The organism is Streptomyces sp. NPDC044106 (assembly GCF_056433985.1).
On the sequence record NZ_JBWKFZ010000028.1, the window covers coordinates 53,908 to 77,426 of the forward strand.

At 67.8% G+C, this 23,519-nt stretch carries 31 protein-coding genes; 19 read left to right on the forward strand and 12 right to left on the reverse strand.

Annotated features, from left to right (window positions below; genetic code table 11):
- The 12 genes from AC07DI_RS35115 (at position 1) to AC07DI_RS35170 (ending at position 13,701) form a co-directional block, all read left to right on the forward strand.
- On the forward strand, positions 1-5,412 hold the full coding sequence (locus AC07DI_RS35115) for an aggregation-promoting factor C-terminal-like domain-containing protein (RefSeq protein WP_478908792.1): 5,412 nt from the start codon (positions 1-3) through the stop codon (positions 5,410-5,412).
- 3 nt (positions 5,413-5,415) lie between these two features.
- Positions 5,416-7,650 (forward strand): hypothetical protein, encoded by a 2,235-nt coding sequence (locus AC07DI_RS35120; RefSeq protein WP_478908794.1) that lies wholly within the window; start codon positions 5,416-5,418, stop codon positions 7,648-7,650.
- A gap of 3 nt (positions 7,651-7,653) precedes the next feature.
- Entirely contained in the window at positions 7,654-8,745 is a 1,092-nt protein-coding gene (locus AC07DI_RS35125; protein WP_478908795.1) for a DUF5047 domain-containing protein, read from the forward strand.
- Complete coding sequence (locus AC07DI_RS35130) at positions 8,742-9,410, forward strand: hypothetical protein (protein ID WP_478908796.1); 669 nt, start codon at positions 8,742-8,744, stop codon at positions 9,408-9,410. Before AC07DI_RS35125 ends, AC07DI_RS35130 begins: the two co-directional genes overlap by 4 nt.
- A gap of 219 nt (positions 9,411-9,629) precedes the next feature.
- Positions 9,630-10,262 carry a hypothetical protein gene (locus AC07DI_RS35135; protein WP_478908797.1) on the forward strand — a complete coding sequence of 211 codons (633 nt, stop codon included), beginning with the start codon at positions 9,630-9,632 and terminating at the stop codon, positions 10,260-10,262.
- A gap of 10 nt (positions 10,263-10,272) precedes the next feature.
- A complete protein-coding gene (locus AC07DI_RS35140; RefSeq protein ID WP_478908799.1) occupies positions 10,273-10,704 on the forward strand; it encodes a hypothetical protein in 432 nt (143 codons plus the stop codon).
- A gap of 12 nt (positions 10,705-10,716) precedes the next feature.
- Positions 10,717-11,751, forward strand: coding sequence for a hypothetical protein (locus AC07DI_RS35145; protein WP_478908801.1), 1,035 nt, complete (start codon positions 10,717-10,719; stop codon positions 11,749-11,751).
- A 6-nt stretch (positions 11,752-11,757) separates the two neighbouring features.
- On the forward strand, positions 11,758-12,168 hold the full coding sequence (locus AC07DI_RS35150) for a hypothetical protein (protein ID WP_478908803.1): 411 nt from the start codon (positions 11,758-11,760) through the stop codon (positions 12,166-12,168).
- Between the two features lie 67 nt (positions 12,169-12,235).
- Positions 12,236-12,541, forward strand: coding sequence for a hypothetical protein (locus AC07DI_RS35155; protein WP_478908805.1), 306 nt, complete (start codon positions 12,236-12,238; stop codon positions 12,539-12,541).
- A gap of 12 nt (positions 12,542-12,553) precedes the next feature.
- Complete coding sequence (locus AC07DI_RS35160) at positions 12,554-12,901, forward strand: hypothetical protein (protein ID WP_478908806.1); 348 nt, start codon at positions 12,554-12,556, stop codon at positions 12,899-12,901.
- 71 nt (positions 12,902-12,972) lie between these two features.
- Positions 12,973-13,536: a collagen-like protein gene (locus AC07DI_RS35165; RefSeq protein ID WP_478908808.1), complete on the forward strand. Its 564-nt coding sequence runs from the start codon at positions 12,973-12,975 to the stop codon at positions 13,534-13,536.
- A gap of 9 nt (positions 13,537-13,545) precedes the next feature.
- A complete protein-coding gene (locus AC07DI_RS35170) occupies positions 13,546-13,701 on the forward strand; it encodes a hypothetical protein (protein ID WP_478908810.1) in 156 nt (51 codons plus the stop codon).
- A 54-nt stretch (positions 13,702-13,755) separates the two neighbouring features.
- Here the strand turns inward: AC07DI_RS35170 and AC07DI_RS35175 are convergent, their stop codons facing one another.
- Positions 13,756-14,904, reverse strand: coding sequence for a hypothetical protein (locus AC07DI_RS35175; protein ID WP_478908812.1), 1,149 nt, complete (start codon positions 14,902-14,904; stop codon positions 13,756-13,758).
- Positions 14,905-15,243: 339 nt separating this feature from the next.
- A complete protein-coding gene (locus tag AC07DI_RS35180) occupies positions 15,244-15,465 on the reverse strand; it encodes a prevent-host-death family protein (protein ID WP_478908813.1) in 222 nt (73 codons plus the stop codon).
- A gap of 133 nt (positions 15,466-15,598) precedes the next feature.
- On the opposite strand from AC07DI_RS35180, the gene AC07DI_RS35185 reads away from it, so the two are divergent.
- From AC07DI_RS35185 to AC07DI_RS35200, 4 genes are all read left to right on the forward strand, one after another.
- A complete protein-coding gene (locus AC07DI_RS35185; protein ID WP_478908815.1) occupies positions 15,599-15,898 on the forward strand; it encodes a hypothetical protein in 300 nt (99 codons plus the stop codon).
- Between the two features lie 34 nt (positions 15,899-15,932).
- A complete protein-coding gene (locus tag AC07DI_RS35190) occupies positions 15,933-16,103 on the forward strand; it encodes a hypothetical protein (protein ID WP_478908817.1) in 171 nt (56 codons plus the stop codon).
- A gap of 113 nt (positions 16,104-16,216) precedes the next feature.
- Positions 16,217-16,792 (forward strand): 3'-5' exonuclease family protein, encoded by a 576-nt coding sequence (locus tag AC07DI_RS35195; RefSeq protein WP_478908819.1) that lies wholly within the window; start codon positions 16,217-16,219, stop codon positions 16,790-16,792.
- Positions 16,789-17,802: a tyrosine-type recombinase/integrase gene (locus AC07DI_RS35200; protein ID WP_478908821.1), complete on the forward strand. Its 1,014-nt coding sequence runs from the start codon at positions 16,789-16,791 to the stop codon at positions 17,800-17,802. Before AC07DI_RS35195 ends, AC07DI_RS35200 begins: the two co-directional genes overlap by 4 nt.
- Before the next feature lie 27 nt (positions 17,803-17,829).
- Here the strand turns inward: AC07DI_RS35200 and AC07DI_RS35205 are convergent, their stop codons facing one another.
- Together AC07DI_RS35205 and AC07DI_RS35210 are read right to left on the reverse strand one after the other, a co-directional pair.
- Complete coding sequence (locus AC07DI_RS35205; RefSeq protein ID WP_478908823.1) at positions 17,830-18,045, reverse strand: hypothetical protein; 216 nt, start codon at positions 18,043-18,045, stop codon at positions 17,830-17,832.
- Positions 18,046-18,068: 23 nt separating this feature from the next.
- On the reverse strand, positions 18,069-18,410 hold the full coding sequence (locus tag AC07DI_RS35210) for a DUF6233 domain-containing protein (RefSeq protein WP_478908824.1): 342 nt from the start codon (positions 18,408-18,410) through the stop codon (positions 18,069-18,071).
- Between the two features lie 62 nt (positions 18,411-18,472).
- Here AC07DI_RS35210 and AC07DI_RS35215 point away from each other — a divergent pair, with 62 nt between their 5' ends.
- Positions 18,473-18,694: a hypothetical protein gene (locus AC07DI_RS35215; RefSeq protein WP_478908826.1), complete on the forward strand. Its 222-nt coding sequence runs from the start codon at positions 18,473-18,475 to the stop codon at positions 18,692-18,694.
- A 166-nt stretch (positions 18,695-18,860) separates the two neighbouring features.
- On the opposite strand, the gene AC07DI_RS35220 is transcribed toward AC07DI_RS35215, so the two are convergent.
- Both AC07DI_RS35220 and AC07DI_RS35225 read right to left on the reverse strand, forming a co-directional pair.
- A complete protein-coding gene (locus AC07DI_RS35220; protein WP_478908828.1) occupies positions 18,861-19,070 on the reverse strand; it encodes a hypothetical protein in 210 nt (69 codons plus the stop codon).
- A gap of 18 nt (positions 19,071-19,088) precedes the next feature.
- Positions 19,089-19,289, reverse strand: a complete 201-nt coding sequence (locus AC07DI_RS35225; RefSeq protein WP_478908830.1) for a hypothetical protein — start codon at positions 19,287-19,289, stop codon at positions 19,089-19,091.
- Positions 19,290-19,410: 121 nt separating this feature from the next.
- Between AC07DI_RS35225 and AC07DI_RS35230 the strand changes: the two genes are divergently transcribed.
- Both AC07DI_RS35230 and AC07DI_RS35235 read left to right on the forward strand, forming a co-directional pair.
- On the forward strand, positions 19,411-19,662 hold the full coding sequence (locus AC07DI_RS35230; protein ID WP_478908831.1) for a hypothetical protein: 252 nt from the start codon (positions 19,411-19,413) through the stop codon (positions 19,660-19,662).
- An 8-nt stretch (positions 19,663-19,670) separates the two neighbouring features.
- Positions 19,671-19,871 (forward strand): hypothetical protein, encoded by a 201-nt coding sequence (locus AC07DI_RS35235; RefSeq protein WP_478908833.1) that lies wholly within the window; start codon positions 19,671-19,673, stop codon positions 19,869-19,871.
- A gap of 94 nt (positions 19,872-19,965) precedes the next feature.
- Here AC07DI_RS35235 and AC07DI_RS35240 read toward each other — a convergent pair whose 3' ends face one another.
- The 6 genes from AC07DI_RS35240 to AC07DI_RS35265 all read right to left on the reverse strand — a co-directional run bounded on the left by AC07DI_RS35240 (position 19,966) and on the right by AC07DI_RS35265 (position 23,329).
- On the reverse strand, positions 19,966-20,160 hold the full coding sequence (locus AC07DI_RS35240; protein WP_478908835.1) for a hypothetical protein: 195 nt from the start codon (positions 20,158-20,160) through the stop codon (positions 19,966-19,968).
- A 63-nt stretch (positions 20,161-20,223) separates the two neighbouring features.
- On the reverse strand, positions 20,224-20,751 hold the full coding sequence (locus tag AC07DI_RS35245; protein WP_478908836.1) for a flavoprotein: 528 nt from the start codon (positions 20,749-20,751) through the stop codon (positions 20,224-20,226).
- Entirely contained in the window at positions 20,748-21,965 is a 1,218-nt protein-coding gene (locus AC07DI_RS35250) for a helix-turn-helix domain-containing protein (protein WP_478908838.1), read from the reverse strand. Before AC07DI_RS35250 ends, AC07DI_RS35245 begins: the two co-directional genes overlap by 4 nt.
- Before the next feature lie 68 nt (positions 21,966-22,033).
- A complete protein-coding gene (locus AC07DI_RS35255) occupies positions 22,034-22,204 on the reverse strand; it encodes a hypothetical protein (protein ID WP_478908839.1) in 171 nt (56 codons plus the stop codon).
- Entirely contained in the window at positions 22,201-22,479 is a 279-nt protein-coding gene (locus AC07DI_RS35260; RefSeq protein WP_478908840.1) for a hypothetical protein, read from the reverse strand. The genes AC07DI_RS35255 and AC07DI_RS35260 overlap by 4 nt, the downstream gene beginning before the upstream one ends.
- Positions 22,480-22,714: 235 nt before the next feature.
- Positions 22,715-23,329: a GntR family transcriptional regulator gene (locus AC07DI_RS35265; protein WP_478908842.1), complete on the reverse strand. Its 615-nt coding sequence runs from the start codon at positions 23,327-23,329 to the stop codon at positions 22,715-22,717.
- Between the last annotated feature and the right edge of the window lie 190 nt (positions 23,330-23,519).

Below are 23,519 nucleotides of genomic sequence, written 5' to 3' on the forward strand. Positions count from 1 at the left end.
GTGGCGATCAGTGTCGGCTCCGTCGAGGTCGATGTCGTACCAAACACCCAGGGGATCCGCGCCAGGTTGCAGGCGGCACTGGTTCCTCCGGCGTCGCAGGTGGGCGACGAGGTTGGCCGGATCATCGGTCGGCAGATCGCCCAGCACATTGCGCCGGCGGTCACGCAGGGCATCAACAACGGCGCGAAGGCGGCTAAGCCGGCCGCCACCAGGCAGGGCAGTGACACGGGCGGCGCGTTCGCCCGGTCGCTGAAGGCCCGCCTGGAGGCGGCCTTCCGCAGCATGCCCAAGCTGGATGTGCGGCTGTCCGACACCGGGGTTGATGCGGACCTGGCCCGGTTGCGGGCCCGCCTGGAAACGCTGTCGGGCAAAACGATCGGCATCGACATAGATGCCGAGCGTGCCCGCGCGGAGGTCGCCGACATTGAGGAGCGGCTGCGCCGGATCGGTGCAGCCCACCCGAATGTCACTGTTCGCGCCGACACGGCAGCAGCTATCGCTCAACTGCGGCTCCTGCGGGAGCAGATCGACGCGGTCACCGCGCATCCCGCCCACATCCGGGTGGAGACCGACGGAACGTTCGGGCAGCGGCTGCGGGCGGCCGTGCAGCAGGCGGAGGCCAGCCTCCCCAACATCAACATCGGTGCGGACACCACGCCCGCCGAAGTCGAGGTCGCCCGACTGCGCGCCCAGCTGACGGCGCTGCGGGATGTGCGGATCGGCGTCGACATGGACGTCGCCACGGCGATGGCCCGCGTCGAGGCTATCCAGGCACGCCTGCAGGCGCTGGCGGCATCGGATGCGGACGTCGCTGTACGTATCGACACTGGTGCCGCCTCCGCGCAACTTGCTCTGGTGCGTGCGCAGATCGCCGCGCTCGACGGCAAGCGCATCAACATCCGGACCGACGTCAGTACAGCTCAGGCGACTGCCGCTCTGTTGCAGCTGACTGTGGCGCTCGGTGCTGTGGCGGTCATCCCTGCCCTTCCGATCATCGCTGCGGGGATCGGCGCTATCACCTCGGCGGCTGTTGCCGCCGGGGCTGGCGTTGGCGCGCTCGCAGCCGTCGCGATCCCCGCGTTCGTCGGCATCGCCAAAGCCGTGCAGGCGCAGAAGGCCGCCCAGGAGGCAGCGGCGACCGCGGCCATCAAGGGCGGCCAGGCCAACGGCCAAGGCGCCGGAAAGGCGCTGCAACTGGCTGGCGCCCAGCAGTCTCTGGCGACTGCGCACCGCAATGCGGCCCGGCAGATCGGGCAGGCCGAGCAGGGCGTCGCGGACGCGGTGCGTAATTCGGCGGAAGCGAACCGGCAGGCCTCCCAGCAGGTCAAGCAGGCCGAGCTAGGTGTTGCCGAAGCGGTGGAGCAGGCTGCGGACCGCCAGCGGGATGCGGCCCAGCAGGTCAAGCAGGCCCGTCAGAGTCTGGCAGCCGCGATTCGGCAGGCCGCCGATCAGCAGCGGGCCGCAGCCGAGAGGGTCGCAGCAGCGGAGCAGTCCCTGGCCGATGCACAGCGCACTTCCCGGCAGGCGCAGCTCGATCTGACACAGGCACGCCGGGACGCGGCAGTGGAGCTGGAGGACCTCTCCAACCGTCTTGCGGATGCGCAGCTGTCGGAGCGGGACGCGGCGCTGGGAGTGCAGGATGCCCAGGCGCGCCTCAACGCCGTGCGCGCGAGCGGCTCGAAAGCTACAGCGCTTCAGGTGGCGCAGGCGCAACTGGCCTACGACCAGGCGGTGCAGCGGCTCAAAGAGCAGCGGCTGGACACGAAGCGCACCGCGGCGGAGAAGAAGGCCGCCGACAAAGCTGGTGTTGAGGGCTCTGACACGGTCAAGTCCGCGCAGGAGCGGGTGGCTTTGGCTCAGCGGCAGGTGCGCGAGCAGACCGCCGATCTGGCGAAGGCTCAGCGGGAGGCGGCCCGCCAGCAGCAGACCAACGCTCTTGAGATTGCGGCGGCGCAGGGGAAGGTCGCGGAGTCGCAGCGTAGTGCGGCGCGCGCACAGGAGGACAGTGCGGACGCTATTGCGGCTGCTCAGGGGAGGCTTGCCGAGGCGCAGCGCAATTCGTCGAAGGTTCAGGGCGACGGTGCGCGGTCGGTCGGGCGTGCTCAGGGGGCGCTGGCTGAGGCGCATACGTCGGCGGCGGATTCGATCGCCAGCGCTCAGCGTCAGATTGCCTCCGCGTCGCAGCAGGCGGCCGGGGGCGTCGATCAGGCTGCCGTCGCGCAGGCCAAATACCAGGAAGCGCTGAACAAGCTGACCCCGTCGGCGCGGCAGACCTTCGATGCGTTCGTCGCGTTGAAGGGGGCGTTCGGCGACTGGTCGAAGAGTCTCCAGCCCGCCGTCATGCCGATCTTCACACGTGCCCTCAACGGGCTGAAGAGCAGCCTGCCGGGCTTGACGCCGTTCGTGAAAGCCGCCGCCGACGCGATCGGAGAGCTCCAGGACCGCGCCAGCCGCGGCTTCAAGTCGGAGGGCTGGAAAGAGTTCAAGACCGATCTCGCCGGGGCTGTGAAGCCCGCGATCATCGGGCTGTCCGTCGCCATGGCGAACCTGTTCAAGGGCATGGGCGGCATCGTCCAGGCCTTCCTGCCGCACATGGATTCCATCTCGACGCGGATGCAGGCCATCACCGGCCGCTTCGCGAACTGGGGCGCCAACCTGAAGGGCAGCCCTGCGTTCGAGCGGTTCCTCGCCTATACGGCTGAGCAGGGCCCGATCATGGCGCGCTCGCTGGGCGACATCAGCTCTGCCTTCTACCAGGTGTCGAAGGCTCTAGCTCCGCTCTCGGGTCCGATTCTTCAGATCCTCGGTGCACTGGCTCGCGGGCTGGCTTCCATCGCTACGACCCTGCCGTGGCTGATCCAGGGCATGTACCTCGCCTACGTCGCGACGCGCCTGTGGACGCTCGCGATGTTCCTGTTCAACGCGGTCGTGTCGGCGAACCCGATATCGCTGATCATCCTCGGGATCGTCGCGCTTGTCGCCGCCGTGATCTATGCCTACCAGCATTTCACCTGGTTCCGCACAGCGGTGAACGCAACGTGGACCGCCCTCAAGATCGGCGCTTTGTGGTTGTGGAACGTCGCGCTGAAGCCCGTCTTTGAAAAGATCAAGACGGGGGTTCGGCTGCTCGGTATCGCCTTCCAGTGGGTGCGCCAGCACCTGTGGGTCCTCTTGGGTGCGGGGCCGCTGGGGTGGGTGATCTTCTTTGCGGTCACCTTCGTCAGGAACTTCGGCCGGATCAGGGCAGGTGTGACGGTCGCCGTGCAGACGGTGGGCCATTGGGTGATGTGGCTGTGGCGGGTTGTGATCAAGCCTGCATTCAACGGGATCGCTCTCGCTGCACGCATCCTCGCCCTGGTCATCGTCGTCGTACTGGTCGCTCCTGTGGTGATCGCATTCCGGCTGGCGGCGGCCGTCGGGCTCTGGCTGTGGCGGACGGCTCTGGGCCCGACGTTCCGGGCCATCGGCGCTCTTGCGCGGTGGCTGTACGAGAAGGCGGTCAAGCCTGCGTTCCATGGGATCGGTGCGGCGGGCCGCTGGCTGTACCGGGTGGCTCTGAAGCCTGCGATCGACGGCATCGCCGCGGCGTTCCGGTTTGTCGGCGGTGTGGGGAGGTGGCTGTACGAGAAGGCTCTGCGGCCTGCTCTGCGTGGCATCGGCGCGGTGGCGATGTGGTTGTACCGGTCGGCCATCAGGCCGACGTTCGGGTGGATCGCCGATCGGGCGTCGTGGCTGTACAGCAAGGGCCTGAAACCTGCCTTCGACCGGATCAAGTCTGCGGTCCGCCTCGTCGGCGACGCCTTCGGGACGGCCCAGAAGGCGATCAAAACCGCTTTCGCAAAGATCAGGAAGGCCACGGCCGGGCCCGTCAACTTCGTGATCGAGTGGGTCTACACCAAGGGCATCAAGGCCGTCTGGGACAAGGTCGCCAAGTTCGTCGGCCTAGGCAAGCTCCCCGACGCGCCCAAGCTCCTCGCTGCAGGTGGCACCGTCGGAGACGGGTTTGCTCCGGCCGCACCGATGAAGGTGAACCGGCCCACCGCGATCGTCGGCGAAGGCCGCAGCCAGTACCCCGAGTTCGTGATCCCGACCGATCCGCGGTACCGCAACCGGGCACAGGCCCTGCACGCCGCCGCGGGCACGAAGCTGATGGCCAGGGGCGGCTTCCTCGGGCCGATCGGCGACGCCTGGGACTGGACGAAGGACACGGTCGGCGACGTCGTCGGCAAGGGCATCGACTGGGCGAAGACCGGCGCGGACCTGCTCGTCCACCCCTCCAAGATCTGGGGCGAGCTGGTCAAGCCCATCTTGAGCAAGGTCACCAAGGGTGTCGGTACGGCACCGATGGGCAAGGCCCTCGCCAAGTTCCCGATCAAAATGGTGGGCGGCCTCAAAGACAAAATCGTCGAAGCCGCCGCCAGCATGTTCGCCGGTGGCGGCGGGGGCGAGTGGCTCAAGCCCGTCAACGCCAAGTACGGCACCCGCTTCGGTGTCCGCGGCAGCATGTGGTCCTCCGGGCACCACACCGGCCTTGACTTCCCCGCCGCAACCGGCACCCCGATTAGGGCGGTCAGCGACGGAACCGTCTCCCAAGTCGCCTCCGGCGGTCCCTACGGCAAGCACGTCCAAATTGACCACGGCGGCGGGCTGTCCAGCTTCTACGCCCACATGTCGGCGATCCTCACCAAGCTCCACAGGCACGTCAATCGCGGCACGACGATCGGCGAGGTCGGCGCGACCGGCAACACGACCGGCCCACACCTGCACCTGGAAGCACGTCGCAACGGTCGGGCTGTCGACCCGATGCCGTTCCTCACCGGAGGGGGAGGCAAGGGATTCCCCGGCGCAGCAGCAGGCGCCGCACAGCAGTACGCCAAGTCGATCCTGCACCGCTACGGCTGGGGCCCGAACCAATTCGGGCCCCTCAAGAAGCTGTGGAACGGCGAATCCGGCTGGCGCTGGGATGCTCTCAACCGCAGCTCAGGGGCCTACGGCATCCCGCAATCGCTACCAGCATCGAAGATGAGGTCCGCGGGCGCCGACTACCTCACCAACTACAAGACGCAGATCAGGTGGGGGCTCGGGTACATCAAGGGCCGCCCCGACTACGGCAGCCCTGCACGGGCCTACTCGAAATGGCAGTCGCGCAGCCCGCACTGGTACGACCAGGGCGGCTACCTCGAGCCCGGGTTGAACCTGGCCTACAACGGCACCGGCCGCCCCGAGCCGGTGTTCACCTCCACGCAGGCCAGCGCTCTGACCCGGCTGGCGATGTCGCCGTCTGGAGGGGGCGGCGGCCAGTTCGAGGGCGACCTGTACCTCGATTCCGGAGCATTCCTCGGGCACGTCCGCGGCGAAGTCCAGCAGACGATGACGGACCTCACGACCACGCTGACCGCAGGCAGGAGGTGAGACATGCCGATCCCCGGGAATCTCCTGTCCGCGACCACCGAATCGGTGGACCCGAACACCAGCGGCTGGACAACCAAGCTCAATGCGACGCTGGCCAAGGGCACGGGAGGGAGAAACGGGGACGGCTGCCTCGTCGTCAAGAGCGTGACAGCGGGGGAGATGCAGGCCCGCACCATCTCCTCCTACCCCGTCGCCGCCGGGACGACGTACCAGACGTTCGCTGACGCGGCCGGGGTCGTTCCCGAACGCATCGGCATCCGGTGGCTGTCGGCGACCAGCACCGAAATCTCGGTGACCTGGTCCCTGGTCACGCTGGCAGCATCCAGCGGCTGGCACCGTGTCGGCGTTGCCGGAATGGCGCCGGCGGGGGCGACGCAGGCGCAGGTACTGCTGTCGTCGACTCCAGCTGCAGGGCTCGTCAACCAGTACTGGGAGAACGTCTACCTCGGCTTGCCGATCCGCACGACCGGCAACCTTTTCGCCTTCGGCACGGAGTCCGCCGAGATCGACGCCTCAGGGTGGACGGCCGAGGTCAACGCCTCCGTCACCCGGCAGGTACCTCCCGTGCTGTGGGCGGTCGACAACTACCTGGCCGGCGGCCACACCATCGCGGTCACCGCGACCGGTGCGGGCAACGCCGCCGCGGTCTCCACCGACCGGCCCACGGTCACGCCGGGCACCGACTACCTGGCCTACGCCTACCTCAACCCGCCGACGCTGCTGGCCGACTGCTGGATTGAACTCCGGTACTACGACGCCAACGGCAACCAGATCAACGCCATCCGCTCCACCCTCGTCTCGCCGACGCCTGGGTCGGGCTGGTACCGGCAGCGCGCCTCCGCGATCGCCCCGTCGAATGCGGCGACGTGCGGTATCGCCGCCGGGGTCAACGGGGCATCTGCCGGTCAGGTGCTGCGGATCGAGGGGGCGGTCGTCACTGTCGCACCCATCGTGCAGGCCGGGACGGTCCTCCCGTATGCCGACGGCAGCTTCGAGCAGGGCGTCGCCGGCTGGACACGCCCCTCGGGGGTGGCGGCCATCAGCCGCTCCACACCGTGGGGGCAGACCGCCTACGACGGCTCGTACTCCCTGTCGGTGACCTCTGCGACGGCCACGGCCAGCGTGGTCCGCTCGGCGAAATTCGCCGCTCCTGGCGGCGTGGGGTCCAGCTACCGGGCGCAGATCCTCGCCACTCTCGGTGCGGGTTCGTGGACCGTGAACGTGAAGGTCCGCTGGTACTCGGCGGCAGACGTCGACCTGGGCACCACCGGCGGTACCAGCTACAGCTTCCCGGATGCCAGCTGGTATGCGATGGCGACGGACGCCAGCGTGCCCGCCACCGCGACGCAGGGGGCGATCGAGCTCACCCTCACGGCGGGCGCCACCAGTTCGGCGATGTACGTCGACATGGCGGCCCTGTGGGCGGCTGTGCCGCTCACCGCTGTCACGGTGGTCGACGAGTCCGCGAGCATCACGTTGACTTTGCGGGAGCTCGCTGTCGGGCAGTCGATCAGCGTCTACCGAGAGGGGCTCGACGGTATCCGCACTCTGGTGCGCGGGCCTCTGGGGCTTCTTGACCGGACTCGCATCACCTCCGACCTGATGATCATCGAGGACTATGAGGCGCCCCTCGGCGTACCCGTGCTGTACCGCATCGAGCTGTGGCCGGACGGGGCCACCACGCCCGGAACCCGCGCCTCGGAGAACGTCACGATCACAGCCGGAGACCCCAACCTCGCCTGGTTGAAAGATCCAGGGAATCCGCAGCGCAACATCCGCCTCATGATCTCGGAGCCGCCCGACTGGCAACGGCCCGTCGAGCAGGCGGCCTATCGAGTCAAGGGCCGACGCAACGCGGTGACTTTGAGCGACATCCGCGGCGGACTTGAAGGTGACCTCGCCTTGTGGACGCGCACCGACGATGAACGCAAAGCCCTCCACTGGCTACTGGACTCCGGGAACGTGCTGCTGTGGCAGGCCGTGCCCGGCATGGGCGTCGACGACATGTACGTCAGCGTCGCCCAAGCCTCCGAGACCCGCGTTGGCGGCACCGCCATGGAACCCTGGCGGGCCTGGACACTGCCTCTCACGCAGTCCGACATGCCCGTCACGACAGGGCTCAGCGGCTCCGCGGGCCGCACCTGGCAGGACGTCCTCGCCGAATTCGACACGTGGGCTGACCTCCTCACCACGTATGCCACCTGGGAAGACACCCTCCTCAACCGCAGGATGGGGTGAGTCGTGTACCCCGTCAGCGTCCGGTTCCTGCCGCGCCTCGGCGAATCGCACACCCCCGTCACCGAGGTGAAACTCTTCAAGACCGACGGGTCGGTCGTCACGATCGAGCACACCGGCGGATCCGTGCCGGTCGACCGCGGGCAGACGATCCGCCGCACCTGCACCGTCACCACGGCGGACGTGTCGCTCATCCCGCGCACGCCTGCCGACAAACTCGCCACCTACGGGGCCCGGCTACGGATCGCCCGCGGCGTCACCTACGGCGACGGCAGCCAGGAGCTCGTCCCGCTCGGAGTCTTCCGGTTGGACAGCGTCGACGGCGACCCCGCTGACGGGCCCGTCACCCTCCAGGGCAAGAGCCTCGAGGCGTGCGTCGCCGACGACAAACTCACCGAGCCGTACAAGGCCACCGGGACTGTCGTCGGTGCCGCCACCGCCCTCATCCAGCGCAGCCTCCCGGATGCCGACGTCATCTCGACGATCGTCGACGCGCCCATCGGGGCTAGGACGTTCGACGTCGAAGCCGATCCATGGGCTGGCGTTCAGGAGATCGTCGCCGCGGCGGGTGCCGAGTGCTACACCAACGCCGACGGCGTGTTCGTCATCGCCACACTGCCCGATCCTGAGACGACGCCCGCAGTCTGGGAGGTCGCCGCGGGGGAACGGGGCGTGTACGTCTCGGGCAGCAGGGCCATGAGCAGCGACGGGGTCCGCAACGGCTGGCTGGCGCGCGGTGAGAACACGGAGGAGAACGTTCCCCCGGTCTCCTACCTCGCTGTCGACGCCGATCCGAACTCCCCGACGTACTGGGGCGGCCCCTACGGACGCCGTCCGGACTTCTACAGCTCCAGCACGCTCACCACGGTCAACGCCTGCGCCCAGGCAGCGGCTCTGAAGCTGGCAGCCGGGAAGGCACCGAACGCTTCAGGAGATTTTTCGTCGCTCCCGAACCCTGCACTGGAACCGGGCGACGTCATCCGCGTCATCCATCCCGACGGCACCCGCGAACTCCACCAAGTGCAGTCCTTCTCCGTGCCGCTGGACACCGGCGGCGACTTCCCGATCACGACGATCGCGGCGAAGGAGGACTCGTGAAGTCCAACTTCGGGCCAGTCCGTCAGCTCGCCGACGCCCTCCAGCAGCAGGCCGTGTCCGCCGGCTCGACCGCGACAAGTGTGCGGGGTGCGGACTGGCGGCTCGCCACCGTCCAGACCGTCAACGGCGACGGCACCGTCGTCACCGCCGACGGGATCACCGCACGCCGGATGGAGACGTACACGCTGCCGCTCGTCGGTGACGTGATCCGCATCGACCAGTCCAGCAACGGCAACTGGCTCGCCATGGGGCGCCTCAGCAGCGGCGACCCGGCATGGATCACACCGACGCTCGGAACCGGCTACACGCAGGGCAACACCAGCAGCCAGGGCAACAACAACGGGCCCATCCGCTACCGCAGAATCAACTGGCAGGGCGGTTGGTGGATGGAGTGGGACGGCGGCGCCACCCGCGCGAGCGGCGCCCAGACCGCCAACGTCCTGTCCGCGGCGCTGGCCGCCACGTTCCGGCCCGTTGCGCGCGCGTCGTTCGTCGCCCCACGCAACGCCACCTCGATCACCGGGGTGTCGCTGAGCACCTCCGTCGTCCACAGCGTGAAGGTCGACTTCGACTCGGACGGCACCGTCTCCCTCATCTCCGCAGCTGCAGGCGACGTCGACACGCTGTGGTTCGCCCTCAAGGGCTTCCGCTACCCGCTCAACTGAAAGGGCCGTGATGGCTGCAGCCACGTACCGCGTTGTCGTGAACGGCGGCGAATCAATGATCGATATAGCTCTGCGGGAAGGCGACTACTCGCCTGTCACAGACGACACCATGCCCTCCCTCATCTGGGAGCTGGCCAGGGCGGCCTCCGGTCTCGAAGGTGCCACCACCGTCACGGTCAGCCGCACGGCGTCGGTTTCCACGGATGTGCCGGAGGTCTGATGCCCACTACAGACGACTACGGGCAGGGCATCAGCATCGCCGCGCTCACCGACCCACCCGACGCGGCCAAGCTCGCCAAAGATCTCGGGAACGCGATCGCACCCCGCTCGAACATGCGGTTCGCCTCATCGTCTGAGCGGTCCGCGACACTCACGGCCCCGGTCGAGGGCATGGTGGCCTGGCTGCGGGACGTCGACCTGCTCACCGTGTACGACGGCAGCGGCTGGGCGGTGATCGGCTCCGGCACCAAGGCCTGGTCGACCGTGTCGCTGGCCTCGGGCTTCACGCACAACGGCAACTCGAACGGCAACCTGCAGTACCGCATCGTGAATCTCTTCGGCGAGGACACGCTGATGCTGCGCGGCGCTGTGAACTGCACATACAGCGGAAGCCCCAAGGTCATCGCCAACGGCGGGTTCGTCACCAACACCCCCCTGGTCACGGCTGCCCGCCCGTCGTCGCTGCGATCCCTCACCGGGGCCTGCTCGACGACGGACTCGGACGTCCTCTCCGTGAAAATCGACATCGGTACGGACGGCCGCATACAGATCGTCGGCACGACCTCCGCCACCGCCAACCCGAAGATCCAACCGCCGTGGGTGTCCTTCAACGGAACCTTCTGCAGCCTGTGAGGAGGATGGCGTGGCCACCGTATGCAAGCTGTACCGCGGCGAGAAACCGCAGCTCATCCCGCCGGAAACGTGGACACTCGTCACCTACGAGCGGGTCATCAGCAATGACCGCTCCATGGCCCGCCAACTTTCGCTGATCATGCCGCCGTTCGACGGGGACTTCCTGTGGGCCCGCAACCTCCGCTGGGCCGCCATCACTGTGTCCGACGGCGACAGCAGGCCGCGGCAGTTCATGAGCCGCTTCATCCGCGACCCCCACGGGGAGCGTGACGACACCGGAGCCGACGACCGCATCGCCACCCCCGGCCGGTCCTGGCAGACCACCAGCTGGTTCTTCGCCGGTCAGGCCAGCCAGTCGGTCGGCGTCGAGGTATGGCACGACCACGACCAGCCCTGGCCACTCGAGCACGCCCAATTCGTCGGCACCACCTGGGACTACTAGAAGGGGCCGACCATGGCCAAGAGCGGCCCGCAACGCTTTCCCGGCGCCAGCACCACCTACTGGTACGGCTCCAAGTACCCGGGCTCCGCGATGGAGTCCAACGTCATCGTCTGGCACACCACCGAGGGCACCAGCCTCCCCTCCTACGGCGGGGGAGCGGAAGCGCCGAACTTCACCGCGAAACCGGACTTCGCCGCGAAGCGACTCGTCTGGCACCAGCACTTCGACTTCGACGTCTCCTCCCGCGCCCTCGTCAACAAGGCCGGGGGAGTAGAGACCAACACCCTCAACGCCTGCCAGGTCGAGATCGTCGGCACCTGCGACCCGGCCACCCACACCAAGTGGAGCCGCGCCGGATACGCCCACCTCTACACACCAGACCTCCCCGACTGGGCAATCCGGGACCTGGCTGCGTTCGCGAAGTGGGCCAACCAGAACCACGGCGTACCACTGTCCTCGGGACTCACGTTCAAGGCGTACCCATCCAGCTACGGCAACAGCTCCGTGCGCATGAGCGGCAGCCGCTGGCAAGGCTTCAAGGGTCACTGCGGGCACCAGCACGTCCCCGAAAACGATCACGGTGACCCGGGAGCTTTCCCCATCGCCGCCATCCTCGCCGTCGCCAAGGGCGGCACCACCACCCCACCCGTGCAGGAGGACGAAGTGCCGCACACGCTCGGCCGGTACGAGACGGCAGACCGCCCGCTGATACCGGGCAAGTGGACCACCATCCCCATCGAGGGCATCGACCTCCTCACGGGAGCGACCGCCTACCAGGCGATGGCGCAAATCACCGCCGAACTCCCCGACGGCGCGACGCTCCAGGGCCGCTTCTACCACCACCGACCCGACGGCACCCGCTGGACAGCCGGACTCAGCGAACGGCAGAGGACTGCGGGCAACACGTTCGCCGACTTCCACAACTCCGGGTCCATCGCAGCCTCCGAGAAGCTCCGCTTCGAAGCCTGCTACTGGCCCGTGGAAGCCGACGACCAGAGGTCCATCACCATCACCACCACGCGCCTGCGCGGCCTCTACTGGAAGTAGGGCCCCGTGGCCCGATCTGGATGGGGGCTCGAGTCCCTCAAGGAGCATTTCGAAGCCCTCCTCGCGGAGCGGGAGATACGAGGCCAGCAGCGGTATGAAGCGCAGCAGAAGGCCCTCGATGCAGCTCTCCTGACCGCGAAGGAAGCGGTCCAGGCGGCGATGCAAGCCGCCAAGGAAGCCGTGCAGAAGGCCGAGCTGTCTGTCGACAAGCGGCTTGAGCTCCTCAATGAGCTCCGTGTCGGGGTGGCCACTATCGCCCAGTTCGAAGCGCTGGAGAAGGTCGTCGTCGAGCTCGCAGATCGCGTCAACCGCAGCGAAGGCAAAGGCGCCGGACTGACCGCTGGCTGGGGCTACCTACTGGCAGCCATCGGAGCCGTCGCCACGATCATCGCGATCGTCCTGTCCCTCAAACAGTGAACCCGAGCAGAACGGAGAGGCTGCCATGCGCATCCTCGGCAGAGAACCGGTTGTCCTACTCAACGTCTTGTCGGCTGTACTCGGCCTCATCGTCTCCCTCGGTGTCACCAGCCTGTCCGCCGAAACAGCCGGTGCCATCGTCGGTGTCGCCACAGCCATGCTCGGCGCCATCGCTGCGGCCATGACCCGGCCGATCGCCCCGCAGGCCTTCACCGCAGTGGTCGCCTCCGGGGCGGTCCTGGTCGCCACCTTCGGCTACGAGGTCTCCCAAGAAGCCGTCGGCTCCATCAACGCCGCAGTCCTGGCCGTACTGACCCTGCTCACCCGGGTTCAGGTGTCCCCCAAGACGTCCACTCCGCCGACGGCAGTCTGAGCGGAGCAGCACGTGGCCGACGAGCCGACCCTCGGAGAGGTAGCAAGACGCCTTGAGGCCATCCACGCAGACCTCAAGGAAGACCTCCGCGAGTACGGTGCACGGCTCGACAAGAAGGTCAGCGTCGAGCGCTACGAGCTGGAGCGGCGCACCGCCGACGAAGTGCACCGGCAGCTGATCGCGCGCGTGGCGGCGATCGAGGCGGAACGCGTGCAGGAAATCCGGGACGACGAACTGGCACGGCGCAAGGTCGAGGACCAGCGGCGGGCCGACCGGCGGCTCATCCTCACCGGGCTGGTCGTGCCCGTGCTCCTCGTGCTGCTGCAGGTGTACCTCTCGACGAGGGGAGCGGGCGCGTGAGGCCTCACACCTCCCCAGTTAAAGCGCGACGCCGCGCAGACCTGTGGTTCGCCCTGGTCGCAGTCGCAGGAGTGGCCGCACTCGCATGGGTCGTCATCACCATGCAGTCCCTCAGCCAGGACCTGCGCGCCGCCAATCAGGCTCGGGATGCTCTGGCCTCGCAGGTCGAACGCCTCGGCGGGAAGCCGGTGGCGGGCCCGCCCGGCAGCCGCGGCGAATCCATCACCGGCCCCCGCGGCCCCAAGGGCGAGAACGGAGAACCCGGCAGGCCGGGGGAGAAGGGGCCGCCCGGTCAGGACGGCGGCGACGGAGAAGACGGCGAAGCGGGCAGCGATGGCGCGGACGGAGTCGGCGAGACCGGACCGCCCGGCAACTCAGGCGCCGACGGCCTGGCGGGGCCACCGGGCCCTCAAGGCGAACCCGGGCCCGCCGGCCCGCAGGGAGAGCAGGGGCCCGCCGGCGAGAACGGGGCCGACGGCCGTGACGGGCAGACGTGCCCCGACGGTTACAGCCTCCGCCCCCCAGACGCCGACCCGGATGCGTTGATCTGCCACCGCGACGGAGCCCCGGACCCCGACGAGCCAGACCCCGTCCCACAGAATGTCGCCCTCGATCCACAGCGCCGCCAGTACTGAGGAGAGCTGATGCCCGACCCGCGCCCCATGGACCGCCGCATCGACGACTCGGCAGGCGATATGCCGTCCCTCGTCGAACTCGGCTTGGCCGAGCCGCAGCCGGAACCTTCCTACGAGGGGATCTTCCTGGAGCCGGATGTCCCACCCGAAGGACCGGTTGAGTAACTGATGACGCCCCCGTCGCCTGCCTCAGGGCGGGTGGCGGGGGCATTGCTGCGTCTACTCCGCCAGCTGCTTCTTCAGCTCGGCGACGTGCGGACCGGTGTCCGCGGCAGGCATCTTCCAGCGGTGAGCGGTTTCCTCGCCGTCCACGTAGATCAGGGTTCCGCCCTTTGCCTGCGCGGGCTTCAGGTCGAACGCTTGGAGCCGCCATTGGTAGGTGCCCGGCTGCACAGGATCGGCGTTGTTATACCTATCGACGGTGACGCTGGAAGCGTTGCCACTGTCGAAGCCGATCGACTCTCCGTCGGGGGCGATCCACGACCAGCCTCCGCCGCTGATCGGCGCCACCTCGTCAGCCGGCGCCCCCGTCATCGCCTTGTCCTTCATGGTGACTACGGCGAAGACCCCGTTCTCGGCGGGCTCGGTGCCACTCTTATGTACGTACACGACGGTGTCCGGGGTGATCTGGAGGACGCCTGTGCCGCTGTCGCCGATGGTCTGCGCGGGCTCGCCGAGCTTGAGGTTAGTCGCCTGCCCCTCGGCCCCGTCTCCGCCGGCGCCTTCTTTACCGGCGCAGTGGTCCAGCCATTCCTTCTGGCTGACGTACTGGTCCGTACAGTCGATCTTCTTCGTGGACGGCTTCGCCGCGGCCGACTTCTCGTCGGGGTCGCCGTCGTCGCTTCCGCAGGCGGTGAGCGCGGCGAGAAGCAAAGCCGTTGCGGCTGCTGTAGATCGAACCCGCATGTGCGCCCCCAGGATTGAGCTGATCGGGACACCGTAGGGCAGAAGCGGCGGGCGGGGGAGAGGGGTTGCCGGATGGTGCGGCCCCTCGTTACTGAGCTGTGAACGATGGAGAACGTCGCGCCCCGGCCGCTGGACTCCCTCCTGCAACCAGCTCATCCGGAACGGCTGTGACGAGACGGCGCCGATCCGCCGGTCGAAGTCCAGAAGCCTGAGATGATCCCGCTCCAGCCACGACTCGTACCCCACGTGCCGGTTCACCGTCGCCGACCAGTACAGACCCGGATAACTCCGCGACCCCTTGGCGAAGTGGAACGACCTGACAGGGAAAGCATCCTCGAACTTGACGCTCCAGTGATCGGCGAGAGAACCCACCACCCGCCCCTCGGACGGAACCGTGAATTCCACCCCGTAACCGGCTCCCGGCTTGCCCGAACGATCCACCCTCAGGGCTGCTGAGCCCATCGCGCCCTCCCGCTACGTCGCAGATGTGCGACGTTAGGCACCACGAAAGCGCCAGCAGGACAGGTTCGGTGAGATAACCACCCGAACGAGGCATCTTCCCTGAGACGCGGAAACGCCCCGGCTCACGATGGTCAGTCGCAGAGCAGGTTCAGCGAGACGCAGGCCCGGATCGGATCAGCTTTGGTGAGATTGGAGCGGGTCGCGTGAGACGGGACACCAATGAAGTGGGCCGCCCGTGAACTGCACCTGTGAGCCGGTCGCTTGACGGGCAGCCGCTCTCGATAACATGCCATATCGCGGGCGTTATTTGGGGTGATTGTCCGACTCCCGAGCGGCTCGCTACTCCTGCTCGGCGAGGTGCGTTTTGAGGATCGTGACGGCAGCGTCCGGGCCGCCAACTTCCTGGACGAGTTCGCCGAGGTCAACGGGCACGACGGCGGCTTCGCGGGTGCCCCTGCTGGTCAGGAAGTAGACGCGCCGAAGTAGCTGCACGGCGTTGTGCAGCTTGCTGATGTTCGCGCGGGCTACCGCGATGGGCTGGTCCTCGGCATTGGCGTCCATAGAGGCGAGGTTACCATTGCGTCTTGATGTACATAAAGGCGAGATGTACGTTGGTCCGCAAGGCCCGACCACTCACCGAGAGGACTGCCATGTTCAAGCGAGACGCCAAGACGGGCGTCAGGGAATCCGACTGATGGCCGCTACGACGACCTTCCAGAGCCTCATCGACCGTCACGCCGCCGATATCGCGGTCGCTGCCGACCAGCGGCCCGCCACGACCTCCGCCAGCTTCACCGACCAGGTCGCCACCGCTGGCATCAACCTCGGACTCGCCCGGATGGACAACGCCGAAGACATCCAGGCAGCCGCCACTCAACTCGCCGAAGCTCTCATCACCACGGACCAGAAGGAGAGTCAGACTCTCATCAACCGCGCCGAGCGGCTGCTGAAGCCTCTTGCGGACGTCGTTGACGAGTACCGGCTCATGATCTGACCGGCTACCGCCCAACTACCGAAAGGATCAACCCATGACCCGAGCCAGCAACGCCAAACCCGGCGACGTGACCGACTACGGCACCACCGTCGAATCCGTCCAGAACGGAGGCGGCGACCACACGCTCATCAACACGCGCGACGCCAACGGAGAGCAGCTCAAGGAGATCTGGCGCTCCAACGACCAGATCGACCGCCGCCGCTGAACCCCAGCTCGGGCCCCGCAGGGGCGGGGCCCGAGCTCGTTGTCGAGCAGGCGGTCGACTGAATCGCAAGAAGAGCCAATGACAGAACAGCCCACCCCGGAAGGAAGCACCCCTTGAGCGTCCGTAACGTGTACCTGGACTGCGAGTTCCTGCCCGCCGACCCCACCACCGCCGGGCTCGTCTCCATCGGCCTCACCGACGACCAGGGTGTCGACTTCTACGCCGTCAACGCCGACATGGACGTCAAGTCGCTCGTCGCGATCCCGTGGATGGTCAACAACGTATGGCGGTCTCTGCCGCTCGTCGCCAACCCCGGTGGGCTTGAGGCGTTGAACCTGCTTCACGAGGACGTCCGCACCATCGACCAGATCCGCACCGGGGTTGCCGCCTACTTCAACCAGACGCGGGCGCCCGAGACCCGCCTGTACGCGTACTACGGCGGGCAGGACATCGGCCGCCTGCACTCACTGTGGAATAACAACTGGGAGGTGATGCCGGATCAGATCCCGCAGTGGTTCACCGAGCTGGAGAGCCTGATTGTGGACGCGGGCCGACCGCGACTTCCCGTACAGGACGGTGGGGAACACCACGCGCTTGCGGACGCCCGCTACAACCGACAGATCCACGAAGCGCTCCTCGCCCGCCAGAAGAAAGGCCGTCCCGGTTTCCGCGAGGAGTGGCGGCCGTGACCGACCTCGTCCCCCGCCAACTGGACGCCATCCCCGCCGCCTACGACGCTGCGACGCTCGCCGTCCTCGCCGCCATTGAGAAAGCCGCCGACGAGCACCTCGACAGGATCATCCCCGACAACACGAAGCGCGGCTACGAGAACGACTGGGACCTCTGGAAGGAGTTCCATGCCTGGCTCGCCGAACGCACCGGACACGCACTGCCGTTGACCGCCGTCACCAAAGGCACTCTCGTCGGGTTCGTCGTCTGGCTCGATACGATCAAGCTCGCGGCCCCCACGAGCATCGACCGCAGGATCACCGGGGTCACCGTCACCGCGCGCGGACTCGGCGTCGAAGTGCCGAAGGAAGCCACCGTCGCCGCACGCAAAGCCCTCAAGCCGTTGAAGAACGACGAGGACCGCATCGCGCGCGGACGCGGTGCGGCCAAAGCCGCCACCCCAGACCAGCTCCGACAGATGGCCGCCGCCGTACCCGGCGGGCTCACCGGACTTCGCGACCGTGCCCTCTGGCTCATGGCGTTCTTCATCGCAGGCCGCTCCGCCGAAGTAGCCGCCCTCCGCGCCGAAGGCATCAACCTCCACAGCGAAGGCCTCAAAGTGCGGGTGCCCGGCGTCAAGGGCAGGCCCGCCCGCGAGGTCGTCGTCATGTACGGCAAGAACCCCGACACCTGCCCCGTCCGCGCGTGGTCCACCTGGAAAGCCGCCAGCGGCATCACCACCGGAGCCGCCTTCCGCGCCATCGACGTCTGGGGCAACATCGCGGACCGGCACATCACGGCCGAAACCGTCCGCGACATCATCGCCCGCAACGCCGAACGAGCAGGCGTCGCAGTCCGCCTGACCGGCCACAGCATGCGGGCCGGATTCATCACCACCTCACGACGCGCAGGCAAACGCGAAGAGAAGATCCGCGAGCAGTCCGGCCACGCCCAGAACAGCCCCGCCTTCTGGGGCTACATCCGCGAAGCCGACAAATGGACCGACGCGGCATCGGACGACATCCTGTGATCCGTTACTGAGGTCCCGGCAGAGATGTCAGGGCATCCAGTCGTCGGGCCCGCCGCCCCGCCATTCGATAAGCGATGACCGGACGACGTCCATCTCATCCCACTCCTGGAGCCCGGCCTCCTGCATGAACCTCGCGACGTCCTGCACGGAGTAGGCGAGACCGGAGATGCTGCCGTCGATGCGAACCCGGCGGCCACCGGACTCGTCAGGCGGATAGATCACTACAGGGGTGGCGGAGACCATGTCTCCAGGGTGCGCCGCTCTGGTCAGTCGAGCGCGCCGAGTGCGGTGTCCGGGCGACAGTGGCTGCAGGCTGCGACGCCCTCGGTGAGTGCGCGGACGGCTTGGTCGCGGGGGATGCCGCGGATGCGTTTGCCCATCATGTGGCAGCCGCCGACGTGCACGGCGACGGGGAGTTTGTCGACGCCGATGCCGACCTCGAGGACCCAGTCCGGTGCTGGCGGCCGGGCCTGTACGCCGCGGGCCTGTTCCGTCTGCCGCTGCGGCTCCTGCGCAATCCAGCGCTCCACGGACGCCAGCTGGTGGCGGAGGAAGGCTTCGACGATGCGAAGTTTCTCCAGGCGCGACGGCTGCGGCAGATCGGACATACGTTCGAGTCTACGGGTGGCGGTCAGGTCTGCCATCCTGGGGGCGGACCAGAGGAGGGACCATGCCGCACCGCCCGTACCCCAACCGCGATCGCGCGCTGCGTCAGCTGGACAGGCGCCAGTTGCCACAGGCCGCCACGCCGTCGCCGTTCACGCTGAAGCTGATCGACGACATGCTTGCTGTACACGATGCTGTAGGGGCAGCCATTCGCCCGATGGTCGAAGCGATCGCCGACATGCGCGACAATCCGAAGTCGTCGTTCCAGGTCGCCCGCAGTTCCTGACCCAGCCCCGTTGTCAGTGCCTCCGCCTACACTTCGACCATCCCATCCGCGCTGTGGCTGCAGCGTTGCCGCCCCGCCCTCGGAGTGATGCCCGTCGGCGGGGTGCTCTGCCGTCAGAGGCTCTTCTTGCTGCAGGTCAGGCATCACTTGGGCCCCCATAAAGTGATCAAGCCGTGTCGCTGTCCGTCTCCGGGTGCCGTACCAGCTTCTTCAGCTCGGTCTCGACGGCGAGCCGCGACTCCCCGGACTCAGCGGCGAACGCCGTGATCCGCTCCTGCACTGCCTGCGCGGTCTCCACGGTCAGCGTCCCGGCCTGGATCTCAGCCCCGGCGGAACGTTCCAGCGCGATCAGATCATCGGGGAGTTCGATAGCCACCAGCGGATCATAGGTCGTTCACCGTTCTTCCACTGCGGCGGCGCTTCCGGCGTCAGGGTGCTCGCGCCGCTTCTTCTTCACCCAGTCGTGCATGGCCTCGATGAGTGCGTCGGACGGCGAGCGCTCCTCGGACTTGGCCAGCGCCTCGAACTCGTCACGCAGCGGCTTGGGTGGGCGGAAGCCCATGACCTTGGTCTGTCCTGTGGCCGGTCGCCCCATCGCTCCCCCTCGGTTAAGTGTTTAACAGAATCTAGCATCCATCTGCGGCGACGGGTTGACAAGGGGGGAAGCCTGCGACATTCTTGTTAAACAGAAACCGCCGACTGGCAGGGGAGACGAAATGAGCACCATGGTTCGTGAGCAGTCCACCGCGGAGGTTGCCGAGATGGCCGCCAACCTCACCGACGAGGCCCTGTGCCTCGCCTGGATGGGCACCGAGGGCAAGACCGCAACCAAGGAACTCGCCCTCGTTCGAGGCTGGATCATGGACGAACTGAATGCGCGCCTCGGCGACGACCTCTTCGACGAGTGGCTGATGGATCTCGACGACGACGGCAACGGCGTCAACCCGCTCGCCTACCTCGCCGCCTAAGGGCCCCGATGCCGAAGAACCGGGTCGCCTTCCTGGCGATGGAAGCAGACGGAATGGGCGCCGGTGAGCTGCTGTGTCTCACCGGATTCGTGCGCTGCCCCGGCTGCGGGTTCGTTGTCCATAGCGAGAGGCTCGACGTGCTGCCCGAGCACTACTGCGCACGGCGCCAGCAACTGAACCAGAAGGCTCACTCCGAGGGAACCGCGTGACTCAGACCAACAGCGGTACTTCGAAGCTTGACCCCACCGCAAGACGGTGCCCCGCCTGGAGAAAGCAGGCGGGGCACCGTCACGTCAGGCTACGTCACGCCGCCTCGACGATCCCGCCCCTCAGCGACTCCGCCTGCTCGGCGCGCGTCCACTCCGCGACCAGCACCTCATACCGGGCCCGCGTCTGCCCGTACAGCCAGCCGCCCGTCAGCCGCAGCAGCTCCCGGATCTCGTCGTTCACCACCGCGGCAGACCGCGCGGAACCACAGTCCGGGGGAGTGGGGATCATGCCGCGATTCTAGGCGCCGGGTCTGACATCGCCCAGGATTACGACGCGACCGGCATATGACGATCACGCGCCGAAATGGCTGAGCGCCTTCTCCCACGGGAACGCCTGCGGATCACCCTGCTTCGGCGGATGCGGCTGATAGCCGCCCGGCCCGTACAACACGGCGACCCCCTGCCTGCGCAGCGCCGCGATCGACGTGCACACGGCGGGCTGAGCCCCCTGCGCCTGATTGAAGTACGGCATCGCCGCCACCGGCACCCCCATATGCACCGCCTCCGAGGGGATCCCGATCGCCACCGTGTCAGCGATCCCCGCACCCCACTTGTTCAACGTCGTGCACGACATCGGCGCCACCAGCATCGCGTCCGCCTTCGGCAAGGAGTCCGTCTCCCACGGCAGCTTGTACCGCCACCGCACTGGATGCCCCGTCAACTCGACCAACTCCTGCATCCGCGGCTCCCACCAGGCCGCCGCCGACGGGGTCAAGATCAGACAGACGTCCCAGCCTGCTGCCTTCGCCGCACGCACACCGTCGTCGACGTACTGGGTGGGGCCGGCCGCGCACGCGATGAGGTAGAGCACTCGAGTCATGCGCGCAGTCCACAACGCGCCGCCAGGTCACGCAACTCCCTGGCCGGCGCCGGTGTCGCGCCGACGACATCCTTCACCAAGTCCACCGCGTCTGGGCGCCCTTCGACTTCCTCCGGTGCGAGAGCATCAGCCTCGAGCAGCTCCTCGGCGGCCTGCTCGCGGCGACGTGTCAAGAGGCAAGCGCGTGCCTTGGCGACACGAAGCCCGGCACGACGCTCTTTGGACAGGCCGCCGACCGCGTCACCGTCCAGCCCGTCGGCGGCCTCAAGCGCTGACCAGCCGTCTTCCAGACGAACCAGCATGTCGACCCGGTGCAAGGTGACGTTGGTCGGGCCGAATTGTGTCCAGTCTTCGTCGCGGTCCCCGCCCTGCCGGTCCGCGACATCCCCCGCCTCGTCAACGTAGCCGGAGGCCGCCCGCACCCGGGCCGTCGTCCGTTCTTGCGACGACGCGGCCAGCGCCGCGGACAGGTACAGCATGCCGAGCGTCGACAAACCGAGCGGCCCCCGATCCTCCAGGTCGCTCGCCAACCGTCGTGCGGTGGCCGACGCGAACTCGACCGCGACCTCCGGGCGCTGCTGGTACACGAGGCTCTTAGCGACCCGCCGTGACGCGGCACCGATCTGCACCGGATCCCCGGACCGGTCTGCAGCGGCCAGGGCGCGGTCCGCGGCGAGCGCAGCCTGGATCGCCGTCGCCTGCCCGTACTTGTGCAGGTAGGAGGTGGCCAGCTGGTACACGCGCGACAGCAGCCCCCGCATCTCGCAAGAACGGTCGGCCGGGGCGTGGTGGGCGGCCTGCTCGGCGCCGACGATGAGAGCAGGCAGTTCCCGGGCCAGGGCCGCGTAATGGCAGGCCTGGAATGCCTCGCAGGCGTACACCAGGCGCCGCCGCAGGAAGTCCGCGGTCGGGGTGACCGCATCCTCGGGGAGCGGGCTGTACAGGGCGTCAACGACCGGGAGCGCCTCGGGCGGCGGTGAGGACGGGCCCTGGGGGGCGGGCGGGATGTCGGACAACAACTGCTCCAGTGGGATGCGCAGGACATCAGCCGCACGCGTCAGCACCGACAGGCGAGGATCCTGCTGCCGCTTGCCGCCCTCAAGGTCCTGCACCCACCGCTTGCCCTGCCCCATGAGCCGGCCGAAGTCGGCCTGGGTGAAGCCGCGTCGCTCACGCCAGAAGGCGATACGCCGGCCGATACGGGAAGTGTCCACTGCGCGCCCCCGGAACAAGGCACGCACTTTGCGTGCCCCACTGTGTTGTACCGCGTTCTACGGTCACGTCAGACCTGATCAACGAATGTGGGGACGTCATGGATGTGCAGCAGCCCCCAGGTTTGGCAGACCTGAGTGCCCAACAGCGCCGCGGTCGCGCGTGCGTTTCCTGTGAAGCCGACCTCAACAACGCCACGGCAGTCGACCTCGGGGTCCGCCCGGATGCCGCCGTCGATCACCGAGCTGACGTGTTCCCCCGTTCCTGCCCCACCTGCGCGAAACCGGGATCGACATCATGACGCTCGCGGCAGCAACCAAAAAGCAGGGCCAACTCCTCGACCACCTCGACCGGTGCCCGGCTTGCCAGCAGTTCAGGGCCTGCCCCGCCGGGGAGCGGCTGCGGCGGCAGGTTCGGGAGGCTCGTCGTGCTCTGCGCCCGCTGTGACCAGCCGATCCGACCGGGCCAGCCGTACAGCGTCCACGACATCCACAGCGCGTCGGCGGGCGGGACCACAGTGCGGGTACACCTTGACTGCCCGGGTGCACGGCCGCGAAGGTGATGTTCCGCGCACCGTCAGTTCGTGGCTCTGGCCAGCGCTTACACCATGAGTGATGAGTTCACACCCCGTGCGAACGGAACACTGCAACGATCGCTGTGCGCAGTCTTCCGCATGGCAGATATATGCATTTGAATACCCAATTAGAAGCCAGGATCTGCCCGCAGCACCCAGACCCCGTGTGCTGGCCGGTCAGCCGTGCAACCGGATCCGCCACCTGTCCATCGGCAGGATCAGATCCGCAGTCTCGACAGGGGTCCCATGCGCATCAAGACGAGTCCGCACCACGCGGAACGCGATGGTGTCGATCAGCAGCCCCAGCGCGTGGGCCTGCTCCTCGCCGAGCGGCATCGTGTCCAGCTCGGCCGTGAACGTCACGTGCGGTCGACGACGGCCACGCCACCAGCTGATGACCAGCATCGCCGAACGGCCCCCGGGATCCAGGCACTCCACCGTCTCGTGCTGCAGCAGCGTTCGCGCCGCGACTCCGAGACGCTCGGCCAGCTCCTCCGATGCGGGGCGCGGGCGTGTGTCAGTGGTCTCGCTGGTGTAGGGCCAGGCGGCGTCAACGTCGGTGAGGGTGCGCACAGCAGGAGGATGGGCCACGACGACCTGTTTCCGCTCCTCGCCCTCGAGAGAGCCTGTTCTCCTCAGGAGCGTGTAGGCCAGGTTGATGGTCTCGTGGTGCACTCCGTACTCGCCTGCCATGGCGCGACGCGACGGGAGTGGCTCGCCGGGCCGCCATTCGCCGTTGGCGATGCGAAGACGGATGCTGTCGGCGATGCGGCGGTAGCGCGCGACTGGCATCCGGACCCCTGGCGTCGATCACGTTGATCATGACGTGAGGTCTGAAGCTACGAATGCGGTCCATGGCTGGTTATAACCAGTGCTGCCGCTGAGCGCGCCGAGAAGGCAAGTGAACAGAGAGCTTCGGGGGCGTGAGTCCAGCGCACCGCTGCCCCCGAGGAGGCGCTGTCGGCCTGCCGTACCCCTGTAG

What these genes read in the sequence shown, in the direction of transcription:
- AC07DI_RS35265 (WP_478908842.1), bottom strand. Translation starts at nt 23,329, where the DNA reads ATGCCAGTCGCGCGCTACCGCCGCATCGCCGACAGCATCCGTCTTCGC.
- AC07DI_RS35240 (WP_478908835.1), bottom strand. Translation starts at nt 20,160, where the DNA reads ATGATCCCCACTCCCCCGGACTGTGGTTCCGCGCGGTCTGCCGCGGTG.
- AC07DI_RS35235 (WP_478908833.1), top strand. Translation starts at nt 19,671, where the DNA reads ATGCCGAAGAACCGGGTCGCCTTCCTGGCGATGGAAGCAGACGGAATG.
- AC07DI_RS35175 (WP_478908812.1), bottom strand. Translation starts at nt 14,904, where the DNA reads ATGGGCTCAGCAGCCCTGAGGGTGGATCGTTCGGGCAAGCCGGGAGCC.
- AC07DI_RS35215 (WP_478908826.1), top strand. Translation starts at nt 18,473, where the DNA reads ATGCCGCACCGCCCGTACCCCAACCGCGATCGCGCGCTGCGTCAGCTG.
- AC07DI_RS35120 (WP_478908794.1), top strand. Translation starts at nt 5,416, where the DNA reads ATGCCGATCCCCGGGAATCTCCTGTCCGCGACCACCGAATCGGTGGAC.
- AC07DI_RS35180 (WP_478908813.1), bottom strand. Translation starts at nt 15,465, where the DNA reads ATGGACGCCAATGCCGAGGACCAGCCCATCGCGGTAGCCCGCGCGAAC.
- AC07DI_RS35145 (WP_478908801.1), top strand. Translation starts at nt 10,717, where the DNA reads ATGGCCAAGAGCGGCCCGCAACGCTTTCCCGGCGCCAGCACCACCTAC.
- AC07DI_RS35210 (WP_478908824.1), bottom strand. Translation starts at nt 18,410, where the DNA reads ATGTCCGATCTGCCGCAGCCGTCGCGCCTGGAGAAACTTCGCATCGTC.
- AC07DI_RS35225 (WP_478908830.1), bottom strand. Translation starts at nt 19,289, where the DNA reads ATGGGGCGACCGGCCACAGGACAGACCAAGGTCATGGGCTTCCGCCCA.
- AC07DI_RS35190 (WP_478908817.1), top strand. Translation starts at nt 15,933, where the DNA reads ATGACCCGAGCCAGCAACGCCAAACCCGGCGACGTGACCGACTACGGC.
- AC07DI_RS35230 (WP_478908831.1), top strand. Translation starts at nt 19,411, where the DNA reads ATGAGCACCATGGTTCGTGAGCAGTCCACCGCGGAGGTTGCCGAGATG.
- AC07DI_RS35205 (WP_478908823.1), bottom strand. Translation starts at nt 18,045, where the DNA reads ATGGTCTCCGCCACCCCTGTAGTGATCTATCCGCCTGACGAGTCCGGT.
- AC07DI_RS35135 (WP_478908797.1), top strand. Translation starts at nt 9,630, where the DNA reads ATGCCCACTACAGACGACTACGGGCAGGGCATCAGCATCGCCGCGCTC.
- AC07DI_RS35245 (WP_478908836.1), bottom strand. Translation starts at nt 20,751, where the DNA reads ATGACTCGAGTGCTCTACCTCATCGCGTGCGCGGCCGGCCCCACCCAG.
- AC07DI_RS35185 (WP_478908815.1), top strand. Translation starts at nt 15,599, where the DNA reads ATGGCCGCTACGACGACCTTCCAGAGCCTCATCGACCGTCACGCCGCC.
- AC07DI_RS35170 (WP_478908810.1), top strand. Translation starts at nt 13,546, where the DNA reads ATGCCCGACCCGCGCCCCATGGACCGCCGCATCGACGACTCGGCAGGC.